This window comes from Streptomyces sp. MUM 2J (genome assembly GCF_022414535.1).
GTDB lineage: Bacteria > Actinomycetota > Actinomycetes > Streptomycetales > Streptomycetaceae > Streptomyces.
This window is the reverse complement of the sequence record NZ_JADWYM010000018.1, coordinates 36,021-53,794: the sequence shown is the minus strand read 5'-3', so window position 1 is coordinate 53,794 and position 17,774 is coordinate 36,021. Positions and strand designations below refer to the sequence as shown.

Here is a 17,774-nt window from a genome sequence, read left to right as displayed (position 1 = left end):
GGCGAAGCTCGACGCCGGGGAGCAGGGCAGGGTTCGGTGCGGTCGGGCCGAGTTCCGCGCGGAGCCCCCGCCCGGCACCGTTCAGCCGCGTTCCTCCCACGCCTCCCTGCTGCCGAGGGCCCGGAAGGCCGCGTGTGCCTGGCGGCGGGCCTCCTCGGCGGCCGGGTGGTCGGCGTGCGCCGCGTGCACCTCGGCCAGGTCACGCAAGGTACGGGCGCGCCAGAGCGGCAGGGCGAGCCGTTCCCAGAGGGCGATCGCCTCCCGCAGCGGGGCTTCCGCGGCGTCCGGGTCTCCCCCCGCGAGGTGCCACTCGCCCCGGGTGCGCAGGACGAGAGCTTCGCCGAAGCGGTCCTGCCGTTCCCGGGCCACCTCCAGGCAGCGGACGAGCCGCTCGTCCGCCCGGTCCAGCAGGCCCTGCCTCAACTCTACTTTCGCCAGGGCCTGTTCGGTGTACATGAGGCCGAAGGAGTCGCCGAGGGAGGTGAAGATGCGCAGCGCCTCGACGAGCAGCTCCGTGGCGTCGGACAGCGCGCCGCGGGCCCGGTCGCACAGGGCGATCGAACGCAGGGTGAGGGCTTCGCCCTGCTGGTCGCCGACCCGCCGGAACAACTCCAGGGACCGGGTCAGCGCCTCCCGGGCCTGGTCGCCGCGCCCCTGCTCGCGGTGGACGTAGCCGATCCCGTACTGGGTACGGGCCAGGCCCGCGTCGTCGCCGAGCGTGCCGTACCGCTCCAGGGCGGCGGTGAGCGCTTCGGACGCCTCGCCGAACCGGGCCTGCTCGCGGCGGATGGTGCCGATGCCGACCAAGGCGGTGGCGCTGCCCCGCAGCGCGTCACGCGCGGCGCGGCTCGATGGCTCACCGGCGTCGCCCGTGGTCTGCGTCTGCTCGTCGAACAGCCTTCGCGCGCGCTCCATGAAGGCGTACGCCTCCTCGAACCTGTCCTGCTCGTAGCGCAGTTGGCCGAGGCCGACGAGGAGCCACGCCTCGCCCTCCCCGTCCCCCTGGCGGCGCACCGCGTCCAGGGCGACGGTGTGGGTCTGCGCCCAGACGTCGAACTGGTTGTACAGGGCGGCGGAACTGGCTATCAGGGCGCCCGCCAGTTCGCGCGCGGCTCGGGTCATGCCCTGGGTGGCACAGTGGTGAACGGCTGAGACCAGGCAGTTCTGTTCGGCGGCGAACCAGGCGGTGGGCCGGGACAGCAGCCGGTCCTGGACCTCGGGGTCGAGGGGGCACTCCGGGTCGGGCTGCGGCATCAGCCAGGAGACCCCGCCGGGTCCCCGGGCGGCAGCTCGGTCGGAGAGGGTGAGCCAGCAGGCCACCAACCGCTTCACGGCGTCCTCGCGTTCGGCGGGGCTTTCCTCGGTCAGGCAGTGCTCGCGGGCGTGTTCCCTGACGAGGTCGTGGATCCGATACCGGTTCTCGCCGGTGACGTCAATTCCGAGCACCTCGATGAGGTGGCAGTCGACGAGCCGTTCGACGGCCTCCTCCGCCTCCTCGGTGCCGATGCCGAGGAGCGGCGCGGCGATCCAGGCGGCGAAGTCGGGCAGGTCCATCAGCGCGAGGCGGCGCAGCGCCCGGCGTTCGGGCGGGTCCAGTTCGGCGTAGCCCAGTTCGAGGCTGGTGCGCACCTCCAGGTCGCCGACCCGGAGTTCGTTGAGGCGGCGGCGTTCGTCGCGCAGCCGGCCGGCGAGCTGCCCGGGGCCCCAGTGCGGTCGCGCGGCGAGCCGGGCGCCCGCGATCCGCAGGGCGAGCGGGAGCTGGCCGCACAGGGAAACGATCTCGGCGAGGTCTCCCGGTCCGGGATGCGTGGCGGTGCGGCCCGCGACCGTGGACAGCAGGTGCAGTGCCTCGCCGGGGTCCGGCACCGACAGGTCGAGGCGGACCGCGCCCTCCAGCGCGGTCAGCCGCCGCCGGCTGGTGATCAGCACGGCCGAGCCGGGTCCGGGCGGTAGCAGGGGCCGCAGCCGGGCCTCGCTGGGAGCGTTGTCCAGGATCAACAGGATGCGGCGGTCGGCGAGGTGGGTCCGGTAGAGGCCGATCAGGTCGTCGGTTCCGGAGACGGGCTCGGGGTCGACGCCGAGCGCTCGCAGCAGCCGGGCGAGGGCGTCGGCGGTGGTCAGCGGGGTGCTGTCGGAGGTGCGCAGGTCGAGGAAGAGGCGGCCGTCGGGGAAGAGGTGCGCCGCGCGGTGGGCGGCGTGGACGGCGAGCGCGGTCTTGCCCATGCCGGGGCGGCCGGAGATGACCGCGATGAGCGGGGCGGTCCTGGCGGCGTCGCGAGCCCGGTCGAGGAGTGCGGTGGTCCAGGCGACCTGGCGGGTCCGGCCGACGAAGTCGGCGACGTCCGGCGGGAGGTGGGAGGGCGGGCGGAGCACCCGGCCGGCAGTCGTGGACGCGCCGGGGCCGGCCGGGGCCGCCGGGGGCGCGGGCGCCGGGATGCCCGGACCGGCGGGCGCGGGGACCTGCCGGTCGGCGGACGCACGGCCGGGTACGGGACCGGGCGCGCCGGACGTGGAAGCTGCGGCCGCCCCGGGCTCGGAGGCTGCGGCCGCCCCGGGTCGTCCCGCCGCCAGCTCGGGGTCGTTGCGCAGCACGGCGAGGTGGAGTGCGCGCAGTTCGGGTCCGGGGTCGAGGCCGAGGTCGGCGCGGAGTAGGTCGCGGCCCTCCTGGAAGACCCGCAGCGCGTCGGGTGCCCGGCCGACCCGGAACAGGGCGGTCATCAGCTGGGCGCGCGGCCGTTCGCGCAGCGGATGGGCGGCGACGTGGGAGAGGAGCGGGGCGACGACCTCGCCGTCGTGCCCCATTTTCAGCCGCAGGGCGTAGAGGCGCTCCTGCGCGACGAGCCGCAGTTCCTCCAACCGGGCCGCCTCGATCCGGGCGAAGGACTGGGTGACGCCTTCCAGCGCGCCCTGCCCGCGCCACAGGGAGAGGGCGTCGCTGAGCAGGTCGAGCGCCTCGGTTTCGCATCCCGCGTCCGCGGCACGCCGTCCGGCCGACAGCAGCCGTTCGAAACGGCGGGCGTCGACCCGGTCGGCGGGGAGGTCGGCGAGGTAGCCGGGGGCCCGAGTGAGGATCGCGGAGGCGGCGCCGGCCGGCGCCAGGGCACGACGGGCGGCTGCGACGTGCGAGGCGACCAGCGCGCCCGCGGTCGCGGGGGCGCGGTCCTCCCAGACGAGGTCCACCAGCCGTGCGGTGGACAGGACTTCACCCAGGTGCACGACGAGCGCCGACAGCAGCGCCACGGGTCTCGATCCGCCCAGGGGCAGACTTCGGGTCCCGTCGTCCCATACCTCGACCGGCCCCAGCAGCCGCACTTCGATCATCGTTCCCCGGCAAGCGTCGATCCGTGCATAAGGCCTGACAACGATATCCGCAGGCCGGGTGCGGGCGTCACGGATCGCCGGACCGCTGTCCGGTTTCGAGCGGTCCGGTGGTACGGGTCCCGTCCAGGGCACGGGCGGGACCGCTCCCGCCTTCCTTTCGACGCGAGCTGGTGTTGGCCGGTTCCGGTGTACCCCGGCCGGGGTGGGGGGACATCCGGGGGACGCACCGGATGCCCCCCTCGTATGACTGCGTACGAGTGGCGCTCATACAGGTGGGGAGCACGCGCCGTCCGCCCTGTGACAGGCAGTCACCGAGCAAGGAGTCGACGATGAGCAACACCCTGCGCGCGGCGGCGCGTTCACTGCGGCGCACGGTCCCCGCCGGCGCACTCGCGGCGGCCGCGGCACTTCCCCTGCTGCTCCCCACGGCGGCCCAGGCGACCACATCGGACGCCCGGTTGTACGTGTGGGCGACCGGTGTGAACGTACGGGACTGCCCGGAGGTCTCCGCGGCCTGCCCGCCGATCCAGGGCGCGCAGATCGGCAAGCGGTGGGTGACGGCGTTCTGCCAGCGCCAGGGCACCGAGGTGGTGGATGGCCCCTACCGCAACAACTGGTGGGTGCAGGTGAACGCGGGCGGCCCGATCGGCTGGATCAGCGCGGTGTACGTGCGCGGCGGAGACAACGACCGGCCGGTGCCGGGTCTGTCCACCGAGTCCTTCTGCCGCTGACCCCGGAGGACGGCGGCGCCGACGCTCATACGAGGGGTCCGTGGACGCCGTCTCCCGGACGACGCGTCACCATCCTCCAACCACACCGAGAGGGGCACCCGCTGTGTCCTCGAAGTCCACAGCCCGTCAGTTCTCCTTGAGGGCGCTGTGCGCCACGCTGCTCGGCCTGACCGCCGTGCTGGGCCTGATGTCGGCTCCCGCCCAGGCCGACATCACGACCTCACCCGTCCACATCTGGGCCAGCCAGGTGCGGGTGCGTCAGTGCGCGAGCACCACCTGCGCACTGGCCTCGCAGGAAAGGCTCACCAACGTCACCGTGGAGGCGTTCTGCCAGCGGTGGGGCGACCGCGTCGCCGACGGCCCCTACTACAACCACTACTGGGTCGAGATCATCACGCCGCAACGCTGGCTGGGCTGGGTGAGCGCCGTGTACGTCAGCGGCGGCTCCAACGACGGCCCGGTGCCCGGCGTGCGGGTCGAGTCCAACTCCGGCCCCGTGTACTGCGAGTACCCGTAGGCAGCGGGGTACGCACCGGCAACCACACGACCGCACCACATGGAAAGGGAACATCATGAACGTGCAGGACCTGACGTCCGGACGGCGGCTGCGCCGGGCGGTCGTCGCCCTCGCCTCCGCCGCCTGTCTGAGCACGGCTCTCGCCGGCGTCGCCAACGCCGGAGATCCGTCGCCCGGCGGGAGCCGGGTCGCCCCGGTGAGCCCCGTTTCGGCGGCGGCGGTCGAGCACTACGGCAACATGGCGACGGGCGGCTGCCTCGACGACAGCTTCCCGTACGGCTTCCGGGGCTTCGGCTGCAACAGCAGCGACTTCCAGAACTGGAGCGTACGGGTCTGGCAGGAGGACGGCACGCGCCAGTTCCGCAACGTCTCCACGGGCCGCTGCATCTACGGCGGTGTCGGCGCCGGCGCCCACCCGGACACCCGGTCCTGCGACTCGTCCGAGCAGCAGAGCTGGTGGGTGTACAAGCGGGGTGACCAGGTGAGCTTCGAGAACCAGGCCACCGGTCTCTGCCTCGACGACAGCGAGTACGGCCTGCGCATGCTGGCCTGCTCCTACAACCGCAACCAGACCTGGCGCTGACCACGCGCCGGGCGGCACCGGCGCCGGCGGGGTCACAGGGGAGCCCGGCCGGCGCAGGTCCGTCGGCTAGCGAGTGTCGCCCTTGGGGAGGTACCTGCGGGGTGATACGTCCCGGCTTTGTCAGGGCCGCTTGCCACCCTTCCCGGCACCTCCCGGGTCGGGCTGCCCTCAGCTTCAACCGCCCCGCTGCGACAGAGCGGCGGTGGCGTCCTTTCATCGCCACTCGAACAACTCGCGCTTCACGGCGCACCTATGTCTTTCGTCAAGGCACTCCGGTCGGGTTTCGGGGGTCTGGGGTTGCTGGGGTTGTGCGGCGAGCTCGACGTCCTTCGGCGTCCGGGATCAGCTCACCAGCACGGGGGCGCGGGGAGCAGGCGGAGGATGACCTCGGCGTTCGTCGACGCCAGGGACCATCCCCGCAGGCGCGGGGAGCAGGCGGTGCAGACCGCGTTCGACAAGCAGTTCGAGGGACCATCCCCGCGGGCGCGGGGAGCAGCCATCGAGCGTCAGCTTCAGGGTGGGAATGGCGGGACCATCCCCGCGGGCGCGGGGAGCAGCTTCGGGGGCGACTCGTGATCTACGTCCTGGCGGGACCATCCCCGCGGGCGCGGGGAGCAGAAGCCCGGCCGGACCGTGTTCGCCATCGTCGAGGGACCATCCCCGCGGGCGCGGGGAGCAGATCCGGGACGACGACGTCAGCCCGCCGGTGTGGGGACCATCCCCGCGGGCGCGGGGAGCAGAGGAGGCCGCACCAGATACAGGCGACGGTGTTGGGACCATCCCCGCGGGCGCGGGGAGCAGTTGATCTGCAGCAGACCGACGCACCCGATCGAGGGACCATCCCCGCGGGCGCGGGGAGCAGCGTCACCGACGGCCAGGTCCACATCAAGTGGGGGGACCATCCCCGCGGGCGCGGGGAGCAGGGGACTCCGACCGGATCGCCGCCCTGAATGAGGGGACCATCCCCGCGGGCGCGGGGAGCAGACCGGGGCGTTCCACGGCTCCGGGAGCTGGCTGGGACCATCCCCGCGGGCGCGGGGAGCAGCAGCCCTCCTTGTCGTCATCGTCGCCGAGGACGGGACCATCCCCGCGGGCGCGGGGAGCAGCTGTTGCGGCTCCAGCTCAACGGGTCCGACGAGGGACCATCCCCGCGGGCGCGGGGAGCAGGCCTTGCCCTTCTGCGCGAAGTCGACCATGGAGGGACCATCCCCGCGGGCGCGGGGAGCAGTACAACCGCAAGGTCCTGTTCCTGAACTCCCAGGGACCATCCCCGCGGGCGCGGGGAGCAGCAGCCACTCGAACGGGAACCCGATCTGCTTGAGGGACCATCCCCGCGGGCGCGGGGAGCAGTTGCAGGCGGAGTCGTCGCCGCGGTCGGGCGAGGGACCATCCCCGCGGGCGCGGGGAGCAGGCCTTGCCCTTCTGCGCGAAGTCGACCATGGAGGGACCATCCCCGCGGGCGCGGGGAGCAGTACAACCGCAAGGTCCTGTTCCTGAACTCCCAGGGACCATCCCCGCGGGCGCGGGGAGCAGCAGCCACTCGAACGGGAACCCGATCTGCTTGAGGGACCATCCCCGCGGGCGCGGGGAGCAGTTGCAGGCGGAGTCGTCGCCGCGGTCGGGCGAGGGACCATCCCCGCGGGCGCGGGGAGCAGGCCTTGCCCTTCTGCGCGAAGTCGACCATGGAGGGACCATCCCCGCGGGCGCGGGGAGCAGGAGGAATCCGTCACCGAGGCGTTCGGGACGTAGGGACCATCCCCGCGGGCGCGGGGAGCAGTACCGCACCGACCGCGGCGACCCCGCCTGGGTGGGACCATCCCCGTGGGCGCGGGGAGCAGAGGGCGAGGATCTGCGCGCTGCCCGGATCGTAGGGACCATCCCCGCGGGCGCGGGGAGCAGCTGCCGATCACGCCGTCCGCGGTGACGCTCGGGGGACCATCCCCGCGGGCGCGGGGAGCAGCTGGAGTCACGACCTTGGTGTTGGGTGTCTTCGGGACCATCCCCGCGGGCGCGGGGAGCAGTTCGACGGTGGGGGTGAGCCGTTCATGGACTGGGGACCATCCCCGCGGGCGCGGGGAGCAGCCGCACTTGGCGACGAACTTGTGGAGCTCGTCGGGACCATCCCCGCGGGCGCGGGGAGCAGCGGGCGCACGCCTCGCACAGGCCGGCCGGGGTGGGACCATCCCCGCGGGCGCGGGGAGCAGTTGCCCCTATGTGTCAGCACCCTTATGTGTGTGGGACCATCCCCGCGGGCGCGGGGAGCAGGTCGCGATCGGCGTCGAAGTGCCGGCGGTGCAGGGACCATCCCCGCGGGCGCGGGGAGCAGTTTCGGACAGACTTACGGCAGATACCTCTCTGGGGACCATCCCCGCGGGCGCGGGGAGCAGGAGCGCCTCGCCCGGCTCACCGAAGACGACCGGGGACCATCCCCGCGGGCGCGGGGAGCAGGACGGTCATCGACGCCTCCGCCATGTCGCGGAGGGACCATCCCCGCGGGCGCGGGGAGCAGGCAGACATCGAACGGCATCACCTATCCGGAGAGGGACCATCCCCGCGGGCGCGGGGAGCAGTAGGACAGGCCCCACCGGATCTGGGTGGCCGGGGGACCATCCCCGCGGGCGCGGGGAGCAGGCGGATCGCTGCAAGGCGGAAGGCGGCCCCGGGGGACCATCCCCGCGGGCGCGGGGAGCAGTTCTGCCGCCACAGCCCGGACCGCACGATGTGGGGACCATCCCCGCGGGCGCGGGGAGCAGGGCAGGATGTGCCCCTCCAGGCGTTCCCACCGGGGACCATCCCCGCGGGCGCGGGGAGCAGCGATGATCCGCGCCTCTGAGCACCGTTCCAAGGGGACCATCCCCGCGGGCGCGGGGAGCAGACAGCGATGGCCTGCTCCAGGTTGAGATGCGGGGGACCATCCCCGCGGGCGCGGGGAGCAGTCGGCGAGCACCGGTTCGTGCGTGTAGAGGATGGGACCATCCCCGCGGGCGCGGGGAGCAGACTCGATGACCTGCGGCTTTACCGGCTCCGGAGTCGGTTTCCAAGCACTTTCGCCGATTCGGCTAAATGGGATATAGAGAACTCGACGCGCATTAGCCCCTCCCGAAGCGTCGCCGTTTGGCGGCTCTGCTCCATCCAGGTGGTAGGCCGTTCTGGGGGGTCGGTGCGGGAGCGGATGTTCTTGGATCGGGGCGACGGATCAGCGTGAGTCCCTCGTGGTCAACCGGATGCCAGGCGTGGTCGTGGGTGTGGAAGGTGTAGCCCTGTTCGTTGTTCGAGGTGTGGGCCAACAGGGCGCGGCCTTGGTCCGCGTATTGCTGGACCTCTTCCCAGAGCAGGTCGCGGATGCGGGCCGAGGGATTGCCCACGAATACGCCTGCGGAGACTTCCAGCAACCAGCGCGTGAGGAAGCCGCGCAGGCCGGCCGGGCAGTTGGTGAGGACGATGACGGTCACCAGAGTTCGTCTCCGTAGTGCTCGGGTCCGTCGTGGTTCACGCCGGAGGCGACCTGGTGGTCGTGGTCGCTCTGGAGCGTGACGACGTCCCGGTCTCCCCGGGATTCGGAGGATCCGGTTGCCCCCGGCAGCAGGAGGCGTTTGATGTCGTCGACGCAGCCGTTCAGCAGGGAGGTTTCGTTGATACGGTCCCGCAGGGCGCGGCGGGTGCGGGGGCCGACGTCCTCCTCGTCCTGCGCGGCGACATCGAAAGCGAGGGGGATGCCGATGTCCGTCTTGTAGAGGTCGGCTACGTCCAGGACGAAGGACAGTTCGTGACCTGAGTGGATGAAGCCGAGGGCCGGGCTGCATCCAAGAGAGGTGACGACGGCGTGGGCAATGCCGTACATGCACTGCGCGGCGGCGGTGACGGCCTGGTTGATGGCGTCACCGCTGGTGAAGTCGCCGGGGATGTAGCGGCGGCCCCGCCAGGGGACGCCGGTTCGGGCGGCTTCGGCTCGGTAGCAGTCCTTGACCCGTCTGCCCTCGCGGCCGAGGAGTTCGTGCCGGGTGAGACCGGCCGGGTCTTCGTCCGGGAAGCGCAGCTGGTACATCTTGCGCGCCACGGCGAGGCGGCTGCGGGGGCTGGACCACAGCCGGGCCTGGGCCTCCATAAGGGCGGAGGAGCGGCTGAGGGCGCGGCCCGAGGCGTAGTAGCGCACGCCATGTTCACCGACCCAGCAGACCGCTGCGCCGGTCTCGCCCAGCACGCTCATGGCCTGGTGGGTGACGCGTGTTCCGGGGCCGAGGAGGAGGGTGCCGATGGTCGCGGAGGGGATGTGGGTGGTGCCTTGGGCGTCCTGGGCGGTGATGGCGTTGGCGTCGCGATGGATCGTGCAGCGTTCCAGGTAGATGAAGGAGAGGCGCTCGTCGCTTCGGGTGAGCTGTCGCGGGCTGAGCGCTGACCGCTTGGAGACCGCGCTCATGGTGTCTGCCGGGCGGGTTGGGTGATGGGGGCCAGCGTGAGGAGGCCGCACCCGTACGCTCGGGCGCGGCCGATGCCCTGGGTGAGAGTGCGGCGGAGGGCGTCCGGGTCGGTGGCCTCCAGCCGTCCTTCGAACGTGACGGCGACGACCGTGACCGGCTTGTCTGTGCGGCCGTTGACGCCGGGGGATTTACCGAAGGAGAGGGAGCGTGTGTCCCGTACGGACAGTTCGTATCGGTCGCCGGGGTGGGGCCGCTGGTGGTGGGTGGTGCCCTCGGGCAGGAGGCGCCGGTGGGACGGCTTCTCGCAGACGCGGAAGCCCAGACGTTCTTGGCGTTCGTCGTCGAGCAGCCAGCCCATCTGGTGGACGGGCGTGAGGTGAGCGGTGATCTTGCGGGGTTCCCCCTCTTTGCGGCGGATGGTGTGCACGGGGTTGGCGGTCAGGCGGAATGCCCAGTGGTCGCCGGCGGTCAGCCGGTCGAGGAGCGGGGCGTAGGGCCGGGTCTGCCAGCCGGGGTTCCCGGGGCCGACGACGGCTGGCCATCCGGCCTGTTCGACCATGTGGGTCAGGTCTGGGTGGTCGGGGCTGACGATGTACAGCAGGACCTCTGCACGGGCCCCTTGGTCCAGTCGCCACAGCACTCGCGGTGCACCCGGTGCCGGGCTGTCGGAGGGCAGGATGTGAGGGAACGACGACATGACGGCCGCGTGCATGGCCTGGGGCGAGGACAGGAGGCGGCGGGCGCCGGGCCGGGCCGTGTTGACGCGAAAGCGGGAGATGAACATCAGGCGTTCTCGTCCTCCAGGGCATCCAGGGCGGCGAACGGTTCGTGCACGCCCTGCGGGCCGCCCCCGGCAGGGACCGGGGTGGTCACGGGGTGGGTGACGACACTGCGCAGTGCGTGCTGGCGGCGTGCGGCGTTGTAGCTGATCGGCTGGTCGCGCAGGACGTCGGCCGTCTGTGCGGACTCGTCGGCGTCGGGCTCACGCAGCACGGTCAGGGTCTTCGGGGCCGGGCGTCGCCTGCGGTACCAGGCGGAGGCCTGCCAGGACGTGCTCTCCAGTACGTCTTGCAGGCGGGCGTCCTGATGCAGTCCGAGGTCGACCGGCTCGGAGGGCGGGCAGGAGCGCCGTCCGAGGCAGGGCGGGTAGGCCGGGGCACGCAGGGCGTCGTGCAGGCCCGTGAGCAGGGTGTGGTCGCCCTCTACGGCGGCGAGGAAGACGGCGTCGGCGAGGTAGAACCGCTCGGACAGCGGCATGGAGGTGCCGGTGACGCCGTGGTGGGCGGTGTGGAAGTCTCGTATGCGGGTGCCGGGCTGGTCGATGCGGACACCGAATCTGAGTTGTGCCAAGGGGGCCAGGCGCGCGTCGTCGCCGCGTTCGATGCCGGCCGCCGCGGCGAGCAGGCCGACGACTCCGCTCTTCGTGGGCGCCGATTCGGTGGTGCGGCGGGTGAAGCGGGAGGAGGCTCCCCAGGACTGCAGAGGGCCGGCCAGGCGAAGGGCGAGCACGCTGGTGCCGGTCATGCGGGCTTCTCCAGGTGTTCCGCGACGGCCTGGCCGACAGCGGCGACGAGTTCGCGCAGCGCGTCGCTCTCAGTGCCGAGTTCGGCAAGTCTCTGCGTGGCAGGGCCGACGCGTAGGACCCAGGTGAGGGTGGTGTCGGGGTCTCCGTAGGCACGCTCGACGTCGCTGGCATAGGCGGCGAGCCGGTCGGCTGCTTCGCGCAGGTGTCCGCCGCCGTCGCTGCGGACAGGGTCCTCGAAGGCGGCGACGTAGCTGATCGGCCGGGTGGTGCGGAGTTTGACGATCACGGCGTCGGGCTCGGTGTGGTGACCGAAGGTGTTGATCTTCCCGGTGGGAAGGGATGCGGCGAAGGCGTGCACGAACGCCTCGACGGCGCGGCGTACCGGCTCGGTACGCGGTTCGTCCTCGCGCAGGCCCTGGCCGAGGTTGGCCGCGAGCTGGTGCACGCCGAGGGCGGCGTAGCGGTAGAGGGTCGCGGAGTTGAAGTCGACGGTGCCGATCATTCCGGCGCCTGTCTCCTCGTCGGTGTTCTTGTCGTCGACAGCGGTGTAGTAGTCGGATTCGGTATCGACCCGGTGGACGCTGAGGGCGTGCGCGACCTGCACGGCGGCGTCGACGTTGATGTCGGCGACGTCGGCGACCATGCGGCCGAAGAGGGCGATGTCCACGGAGTGGCGGGTGTCCGCGAGTTCCTTGGCGCGGGCCTTGTTCTCCTTGGTCTTCAGGAATGCCGTGATGTCGACGGCTCCTTCGAGGGCGAGGCGGGCCAGGCCGTCGAGCTGCCGGGAGCTGAGGAAGAGCAGGTACTTGCTCTCGGGGACGGGGGTGAGGCTGCCGTCCTTCTTCGCCTGGTCGGCCTTGCGTTTGGGGACCTCGGTCTTGAAGCCTGCGGCCTTGACCGTTTCGTCGGCGAGGCTGAGCGCCGTCGCGCGCTCGACGGCCGGGGCGAACGCGGTGATCCGGTCCGCCAGTAGCTCCACCACCTTCTTGGTCCGCACACCCAGCTCACCGGGGTCGAGCAGGTGCTCGTCCCTGAAGTAGGTGCGCACGGCCCGCTTCCATGCCTGGCTGGAGACCCGGGCGCGGGGGACTCCGCCGTAGACTGCCGTCTTGGGAGCGCCCGTGTCGTCCCGGTTGAGGTTGCTCGGCGGGACGGTCTGCAGGGCGTGCACGTCCAGGAAGATGCGGTTCACGAGTCGTCCTTGTCGGTGTGCGGGGTGGTGTTCTCGTCGGGGGTGGCGCGGGTTCGCCGCTGCTCGTGGAAGGAGCGGCCCCACCTACGGCGGACGGCGGCGGGGCCGTCGGGCCACTGCCAGAGGTAGAACTGGCCGCCGAGTAGGGCGTAGTCGAGCGGGATGTCCTCGCGGCGCAGCAGGGCAACGAGGTCGCGCAGCCGCTGGGTGAGGGTGACCAGGTCAGGGGCGGTTCCCGCGCGGACGAGGCGCTTGCGGACGGGGTCGTCGACGCCGTCGACCGGCATCAGGCGCCGGACCGCCGCGCCCAGGCCGGTCGGCCGCTCCCGGCTGTGACGGCGGTGCATGGGCACGCCGCGGGACTGCTGGTGGAAGGCCCACAAAGTGACGGCCGCGTGCAGCGCGTTCTCGGCGCGGACCAGTTCCGGCTCGCTCAGCGGCCGCGTCTCCTCGGCCGGCGTGTGGAGCGGGTCGGTGACGATCAGGTTCCACAGGTCGGGCGCCTCGCCCGCCTCACGGCCCGCGCCGCGGCGCAGGCGGGCGAGAGCGGCCACGGCCTGGGGCCGGTCCTTGAGGTAGCCCTCCTGCCAGGGGGCGATGTGCGCGGCGGTGAGCTGCGCGACCCGCTGGTGCACCGGGATTACTGCGGCAGGCAGAACCGATACGGAATGGGACGGGGCCGGGGACGGGATGGTCATGTATGCGCCTTCGGATCGGTCACGGCATGGTCGGATTCCGGCGGAGCGATGGGACCGTTATCCGTCGAAGGGGCGGGCCCTGTGCCGCTGCCGCCGGAGCCCGGCGGGTCAAAGCCGCCGAGTGTCCGGGCCAGACGCCCCCGGAACCACAGATCGGCCAGGCCCGCGTTCAGCCAGTAGGTGCCGCCCTTGTTGTCGGTGCAGGTCCGCCCCTGCCAGGCCGCGTCGCCCGCGGCGGTGATGAGGTGGTCGCCGAGGCGGCCGACCGTCTGCCGCGTCTGACGGTGCCACGCCTGCCGGTGCTCGAAGGGGTCAGGGGCGTGCGCCATCGCGGACAGCCAGTCACGGTAAGGCTGCTCCAGCGCGTCGAATCCCCCGGCGTGGGCCGCAGACCGCGCCCCCTCCTGCTCGGTCCCGGTCGCCCGGGCCAGGTCGGCCGCGAGGTCTCCCAGGATCCGCACGGCCCGGTCGGCGTCCTCGGCCCCGGCGATCGCCTGCCGGGCATACGTACGGTCCTGCCGGTGGAGCAGGACGACCGGCATCGTCAGACGGTCATCGGCGACCTCGTCGACCACGGACTGCTGGGTCCCGTAGCGCACGCCCACCACCCGGGCACGGACAAGGAAATGCCGGGACACCAGGCCCTCGGTCACCAGACAGGCGATCCACTCGAGGATCCTCGGCCGGATCCGTGCAGCGGCCTCAGCGCCGCCCTGGTTCTCCAGCCGGTCGGCGACAAGCGCGGCGATGCCCCGCCAGGCAGAGCGAGCCGGATCATGTTCAAGGGGCAGATACACAGGCGACTGCCCCAGTTTCTTCTCCTGCGCCGGGCTGCGCCGCCACGGGGTCATCGGCTCGCGACGGTGCATGTTCCGAAAGGCGAGCGGATCTCCGTACCCGAGGACGACACCAGTCACAGCGTCCGCGTCGTGGTGCAGGCGTACGCGCCGCGACTGCCAGGTGTACAGATCACGCAGACCGGTCACACCACGTCCGTCGGAGCCAGACCGACAGGGCTCACGGCGCCAGGCCGGCCGGTCATCGGCAGGGAAGTCGATGCCTTCGGTGTCCGCCGCCACCAGATTGAGCAGCAGGGTCTCGCGCAGCGAGTCACCCTCCACGAAAATCCCGCCCAGCCCGCCCGCCCAGCCGGTGCCCAACGGGTACACCTTGCCGCCCTTGACCCGGTCGTCGCCTACCATGCCGGTCTTGATCCCGGACGTGTCGTAAGCATGCACGTGGACGACCCAGCGGGCGGCCTCTGCGAAGGTCAGCCGGTCCACATCCGGCATCCGCGCGCTGAAGAACCGCTCCCCGGCAGGCACATCGGCCACGATCCGGTTGAGGGAGAAGACCTCGTCCTTCACGGTGCGCAGCCCGGCGCTCTGCAGGAACGGGGTGAGCGGATGGAGAAGGTCGAACCGGTCGCGGTGCTTGTCCAGGTATGCCTGGACGGGGGTGAAGCAGTCGGGGTCCTCCCACAACTCCGCCCACGCCTCGATGTCGTCCGGACCGTCCAGGGCATCGTGGACGATGGCCAGGAGGAGACGGACCAGGGCGAACTCCTGGGTGGCCAGTTCGCTCACGACGCACCGCAGTTCGCCGGCCTGAGCAAAGAGCTGGCGAAGCGACAGCTCGTCCTGGAAACCGTCGCGCCGCAGCACACCGATCCACGGCCGGCATGTCAGGTCGAAGGACGACGCCTCGCCCGCCCCGGCACTGTCAAGTTCAGTCGTCGGCGTCACGGGTCACCTCAAGGCCGTCGCTGGGGCTGTAGCGGAGAAGGAAGCCTGCCAGGTGGGTGTGACAGTCCTCGTCGAGGGTGAGAATGAGCTGGTCGGACAGCCAAGGGCTGTCCTTGCCCTGCCAGCTGGGCAGATACAGCCGTTCCAGCTCGTCGATGGCCCGGTCCATGGTCTCGCCGGAGAACTGCAGCGGGAGCCGCAGTCCGCAGCTCGCGGCCGTACGGGCCGCGAACCGTGTCGGTGTCGCGTCCTGGGGCAGCTCGATACCCCCGCGCTGCCGCTGCTTGCTGTCGGGCTTGAGCCACGGCAGGGTGGCGAGGCTTCCGTCGCCGCGCCGCTGCACGACGACAACTTCCAGGCTGTCCCGACTATCCCGCACCTGGGCACGCCCGGTGGGAGTGTCGTCCGTGTCTCCCACGCCGGCGGCGACCCAGCCGAACAACGGCCGTCCCGGTTTTCCGACATTCCCCAGGCGGAACACGGCAGCGCGCTCGGCCTGGTCGTAGCGGTGCCGCTCGAACTGCTCGAGAGCTTGCTGCAGGGCGCCCTGCCAGTGGGCCGGGCCCATCGGCCTCTGCCCGTACGCGCTCTGCACGAGAGGGCTGATGTCCGCCGGGAGCTTGACCGGTAGCCCGGACTCGCCGTCAAGGTGGGGAAGAAGCACGGCTGCCGACCTCAGCAGGGCGTGCAGCCCGTACACGGCGACCGACCCTCGCACCGGGGCCGGCACGTCCGCAGTCCAGTCGGTTCCCGTCAGCAGGCAGCGTGCGTTCCGTAGGCGCTCGGGGCGCCCGTTCTGGGCGTACCCGCGCCGGTGGCGGTGCAGGCGGCCCATGCGCTGCAGGAGTAGATCGACGGGACACAGGTCGCTGACCAGCAGGTCGAAGTCGACGTCCAGGGACTGCTCGGCGACCTGACTGGCCACCACGATGTGCCGGCCCCCGGGCCTGTCGCCCGGCTGCTTCGGGGGTCCGAAGAGTCGCAGCAGTGTGCGGTCCTTGTCCGCTCTGTCAAGGTCGACGAAGCACGAATGGGCGACGGTCACGTGCTCGGCGCCGAACGCGTCGCGTAGGGCACGAGCCGTCTCCAGCACCCGCTTGACGGTGTTCCGTATCACCAAGGCGCACCCGCCATCGGCCAGTTCGTTCTCCAGCCGCCCGACGAGGGCGCCCACATCGTCGGCGAGACGCTCCACCTGTACCGTGGTCGACCGGGCCGATGCCTGCGGGTGGCGGACCAGTGGAACGCCGACCGGAGCAACGGCCGTCAGTAGCGGGTACGCGTCCGGCGCGGCCGCCGGCTCGGCGGCGACCGCATCGGCCCGGCCCGCGTACGCCTCGACCAGGTCACCTCTCCGTGAAGCGGGTAGGGTCGCGGACAGCACCACCACCGGAACCCGGTACGCACCCAGCCAGGACAGCACCCGGTCCAGGTACACGCTCATGTACGTGTCATAGGCGTGCACCTCGTCGATGACGACGACCTTCCCGGCCACGGCCAGGTGCCGCAGCGCCAGGTGCCGGCTTTTCAGCCCGGCGAACAGTAACTGGTCGATGGTGCCCACGACGAATGAGGCCAGCATGGCCCTCTTGCGGCCACGCAGCCAGGCATGCGCCACCAGTTCGGCACCCGCATACCTCTGGTGGCTCGGCTCCTGCCGGGACGAGGGCACCGGCCCATCCACATCGACGGCCGCAACCCGTCCTGCGCGGGCCATCAGCCCGGCGAAGTCCTCGTTGAGGGCCGCCTTGGAATGGGCCAGGTGCACGGAGTGGCGTGAGCCGGCCACCCCCGGCAGCCTGTCCAGCCAGTCGAGCAGGCGAGGGAACATGGCATTACCGGTGGCCATGGTGGGCAGTGCGAAGAACACTCCTCCCGCGCCCGAACGTGCCGCGAAGATCTCGGCCACGGCAAGCGCCGCCTCCGTCTTGCCCTCGCCCATCGGCGCCTCGACGATCATCAGACCAGGCGCCTGCAGTTCCCTGGCCAACTCCACCGCCGCCACCTGGACCGGGCGCACCGTCGCCCCCGCAGGCAGTGCGAACCGGGAGGCGAACAACTCCTGGGCACTGTGTACCGGCTCTTCGGCCCGCCAGGGCTCCGGCAGGTCCAGTCCGCTCCAGGCCGCGGCAAGACGCTCCTGGGCACTGCGGGATGTACCGTCGGGAAAGTACGGGAAGAGATCCGGATTGCTCGCGATCCAGTCAGAGACGATGACCAGCGCGGTGAGCAGCACCTGCACCGGCTGCGGTAGCTTCACCGTCCGCCACGGGCCCAGCCGTTCCCTCACACCGAAACGTTCTGCGCAGGCGTCGAGCAGCTCGGTCTGCACCTGCCGCCACAGTGGATTGCTCGGACCCGGAGTACGCAGCAACTCCTCATGTTCGTAGATGGTCTTGATCTGCCCGTGTTCGGGCGGCGCACCATGGTGCCCACCCACAGCGACCGTGAACTGTCCGGTCCAGGCGGACGCCCACCCGTGCGCTTCCTCCAGCCACTCCCCCAGTAGCACCTGCCCCGCCAGACCGTGCGGCGCGACGCGGCGGTCTGGCCCCATCGCCCGCGCCGAGCGCATCTCCAGCCCTCGGTCACGCATCGCGTCGGCCAGCTGATCGACCTGACAGGCGAACGCAGGGGTTGCTTTGCCGATGTCGTGGACTCCGGCGAGCCATACGGCGAGCGCGCGGGCATCAGACTCACCGCGCGGCAGCGCCTTGGCCATCAGCTTCCGCACCCCCACAGGCATCCACCGGTCCCACAACAGCCCGGCCACCGCAGCGCTGTCCTCCATGTGCCGCCACAATGGCAACCAGCCATCGGAGTCACGGTCATGCTTCGCCCACACTGACCGCGCCGCTCCCCCGAGCCGGCCCAGCATGCCGTGACGGGCACTCTCCCCGTTGCTCATGAAGGTTTGATACAGGCAAACGCCAGTTGAGTACACCAGAATGAGCAAAACAGAAACGTCGACAGGAAGACGACAGCCTCAAGGCTTAAGATGACCTGCTTGCCCGCACCCCACCGACACGCAGCAGCGGGGGCCA

At 71.6% G+C, this 17,774-nt stretch carries 12 protein-coding genes and 1 CRISPR repeat array; of the genes, 3 read left to right on the top strand and 9 right to left on the bottom strand.

What is annotated here, in order from left to right:
* Positions 1–81: 81 nt before the first annotated feature.
* Positions 82–3,321, bottom strand: a complete 3,240-nt coding sequence (locus tag I3F54_RS16815; RefSeq protein WP_240119605.1) for a BTAD domain-containing putative transcriptional regulator — start codon at positions 3,319–3,321, stop codon at positions 82–84.
* 329 nt (positions 3,322–3,650) lie between these two features.
* On the opposite strand from I3F54_RS16815, the gene I3F54_RS16810 reads away from it, so the two are divergent.
* From I3F54_RS16810 to I3F54_RS16800, 3 genes are all read left to right on the top strand, one after another.
* Entirely contained in the window at positions 3,651–4,052 is a 402-nt protein-coding gene (locus I3F54_RS16810) for a hypothetical protein (RefSeq protein ID WP_240119604.1), read from the top strand.
* Positions 4,053–4,155: 103 nt separating this feature from the next.
* Positions 4,156–4,569, top strand: a complete 414-nt coding sequence (locus tag I3F54_RS16805; protein WP_240119603.1) for a hypothetical protein — start codon at positions 4,156–4,158, stop codon at positions 4,567–4,569.
* Between the two features lie 55 nt (positions 4,570–4,624).
* Positions 4,625–5,152, top strand: a complete 528-nt coding sequence (locus I3F54_RS16800) for an RICIN domain-containing protein (RefSeq protein ID WP_240119602.1) — start codon at positions 4,625–4,627, stop codon at positions 5,150–5,152.
* Positions 5,153–5,497: 345 nt separating this feature from the next.
* A CRISPR array of direct repeats spans positions 5,498–8,149; the repeat unit is 29 nt; unit sequence GGGACCATCCCCGCGGGCGCGGGGAGCAG.
* 92 nt (positions 8,150–8,241) lie between these two features.
* Here the strand turns inward: I3F54_RS16800 and cas2e are convergent.
* The 8 genes from cas2e to cas3 are packed head-to-tail and all read right to left on the bottom strand — an operon-like array spanning position 8,242 to position 17,521.
* On the bottom strand, positions 8,242–8,604 hold the full coding sequence (gene cas2e, locus I3F54_RS16795; protein WP_240119601.1) for a type I-E CRISPR-associated endoribonuclease Cas2e: 363 nt from the start codon (positions 8,602–8,604) through the stop codon (positions 8,242–8,244).
* A complete protein-coding gene (gene cas1e / locus I3F54_RS16790) occupies positions 8,601–9,569 on the bottom strand; it encodes a type I-E CRISPR-associated endonuclease Cas1e (protein WP_240119600.1) in 969 nt (322 codons plus the stop codon). Before cas1e ends, cas2e begins: the two co-directional genes overlap by 4 nt.
* The gene (gene cas6e, locus I3F54_RS16785) at positions 9,566–10,354 is read right to left on the bottom strand and encodes a type I-E CRISPR-associated protein Cas6/Cse3/CasE (RefSeq protein WP_240119599.1); all 789 of its coding nucleotides are present in this window, start codon (positions 10,352–10,354) and stop codon (positions 9,566–9,568) included. Before cas6e ends, cas1e begins: the two co-directional genes overlap by 4 nt.
* Positions 10,354–11,094, bottom strand: coding sequence for a type I-E CRISPR-associated protein Cas5/CasD (gene cas5e / locus I3F54_RS16780; RefSeq protein ID WP_240119598.1), 741 nt, complete (start codon positions 11,092–11,094; stop codon positions 10,354–10,356). Before cas5e ends, cas6e begins: the two co-directional genes overlap by 1 nt.
* On the bottom strand, positions 11,091–12,287 hold the full coding sequence (gene cas7e, locus I3F54_RS16775) for a type I-E CRISPR-associated protein Cas7/Cse4/CasC (protein WP_240119597.1): 1,197 nt from the start codon (positions 12,285–12,287) through the stop codon (positions 11,091–11,093). Before cas7e ends, cas5e begins: the two co-directional genes overlap by 4 nt.
* The gene (casB, locus tag I3F54_RS16770; RefSeq protein ID WP_240119596.1) at positions 12,284–12,985 is read right to left on the bottom strand and encodes a type I-E CRISPR-associated protein Cse2/CasB; all 702 of its coding nucleotides are present in this window, start codon (positions 12,983–12,985) and stop codon (positions 12,284–12,286) included. The genes cas7e and casB overlap by 4 nt, the downstream gene beginning before the upstream one ends.
* Entirely contained in the window at positions 12,982–14,730 is a 1,749-nt protein-coding gene (casA, locus tag I3F54_RS16765; protein ID WP_240119595.1) for a type I-E CRISPR-associated protein Cse1/CasA, read from the bottom strand. The genes casB and casA overlap by 4 nt, the downstream gene beginning before the upstream one ends.
* The gene (gene cas3 / locus I3F54_RS16760) at positions 14,714–17,521 is read right to left on the bottom strand and encodes a CRISPR-associated helicase Cas3' (protein WP_240119594.1); all 2,808 of its coding nucleotides are present in this window, start codon (positions 17,519–17,521) and stop codon (positions 14,714–14,716) included. Before cas3 ends, casA begins: the two co-directional genes overlap by 17 nt.
* Between the last annotated feature and the right edge of the window lie 253 nt (positions 17,522–17,774).

Coding starts and splice junctions, on each gene's coding strand:
- I3F54_RS16815 (WP_240119605.1), bottom strand. CDS start 3,321: ATGATCGAAGTGCGGCTGCTGGGGCCGGTCGAGGTATGGGACGACGGG.
- I3F54_RS16810 (WP_240119604.1), top strand. CDS start 3,651: ATGAGCAACACCCTGCGCGCGGCGGCGCGTTCACTGCGGCGCACGGTC.
- I3F54_RS16800 (WP_240119602.1), top strand. CDS start 4,625: ATGAACGTGCAGGACCTGACGTCCGGACGGCGGCTGCGCCGGGCGGTC.
- cas1e (WP_240119600.1), bottom strand. CDS start 9,569: ATGAGCGCGGTCTCCAAGCGGTCAGCGCTCAGCCCGCGACAGCTCACC.
- cas6e (WP_240119599.1), bottom strand. CDS start 10,354: ATGTTCATCTCCCGCTTTCGCGTCAACACGGCCCGGCCCGGCGCCCGC.
- cas5e (WP_240119598.1), bottom strand. CDS start 11,094: ATGACCGGCACCAGCGTGCTCGCCCTTCGCCTGGCCGGCCCTCTGCAG.
- casB (WP_240119596.1), bottom strand. CDS start 12,985: ATGACCATCCCGTCCCCGGCCCCGTCCCATTCCGTATCGGTTCTGCCT.
- cas3 (WP_240119594.1), bottom strand. CDS start 17,521: ATGGAGGACAGCGCTGCGGTGGCCGGGCTGTTGTGGGACCGGTGGATG.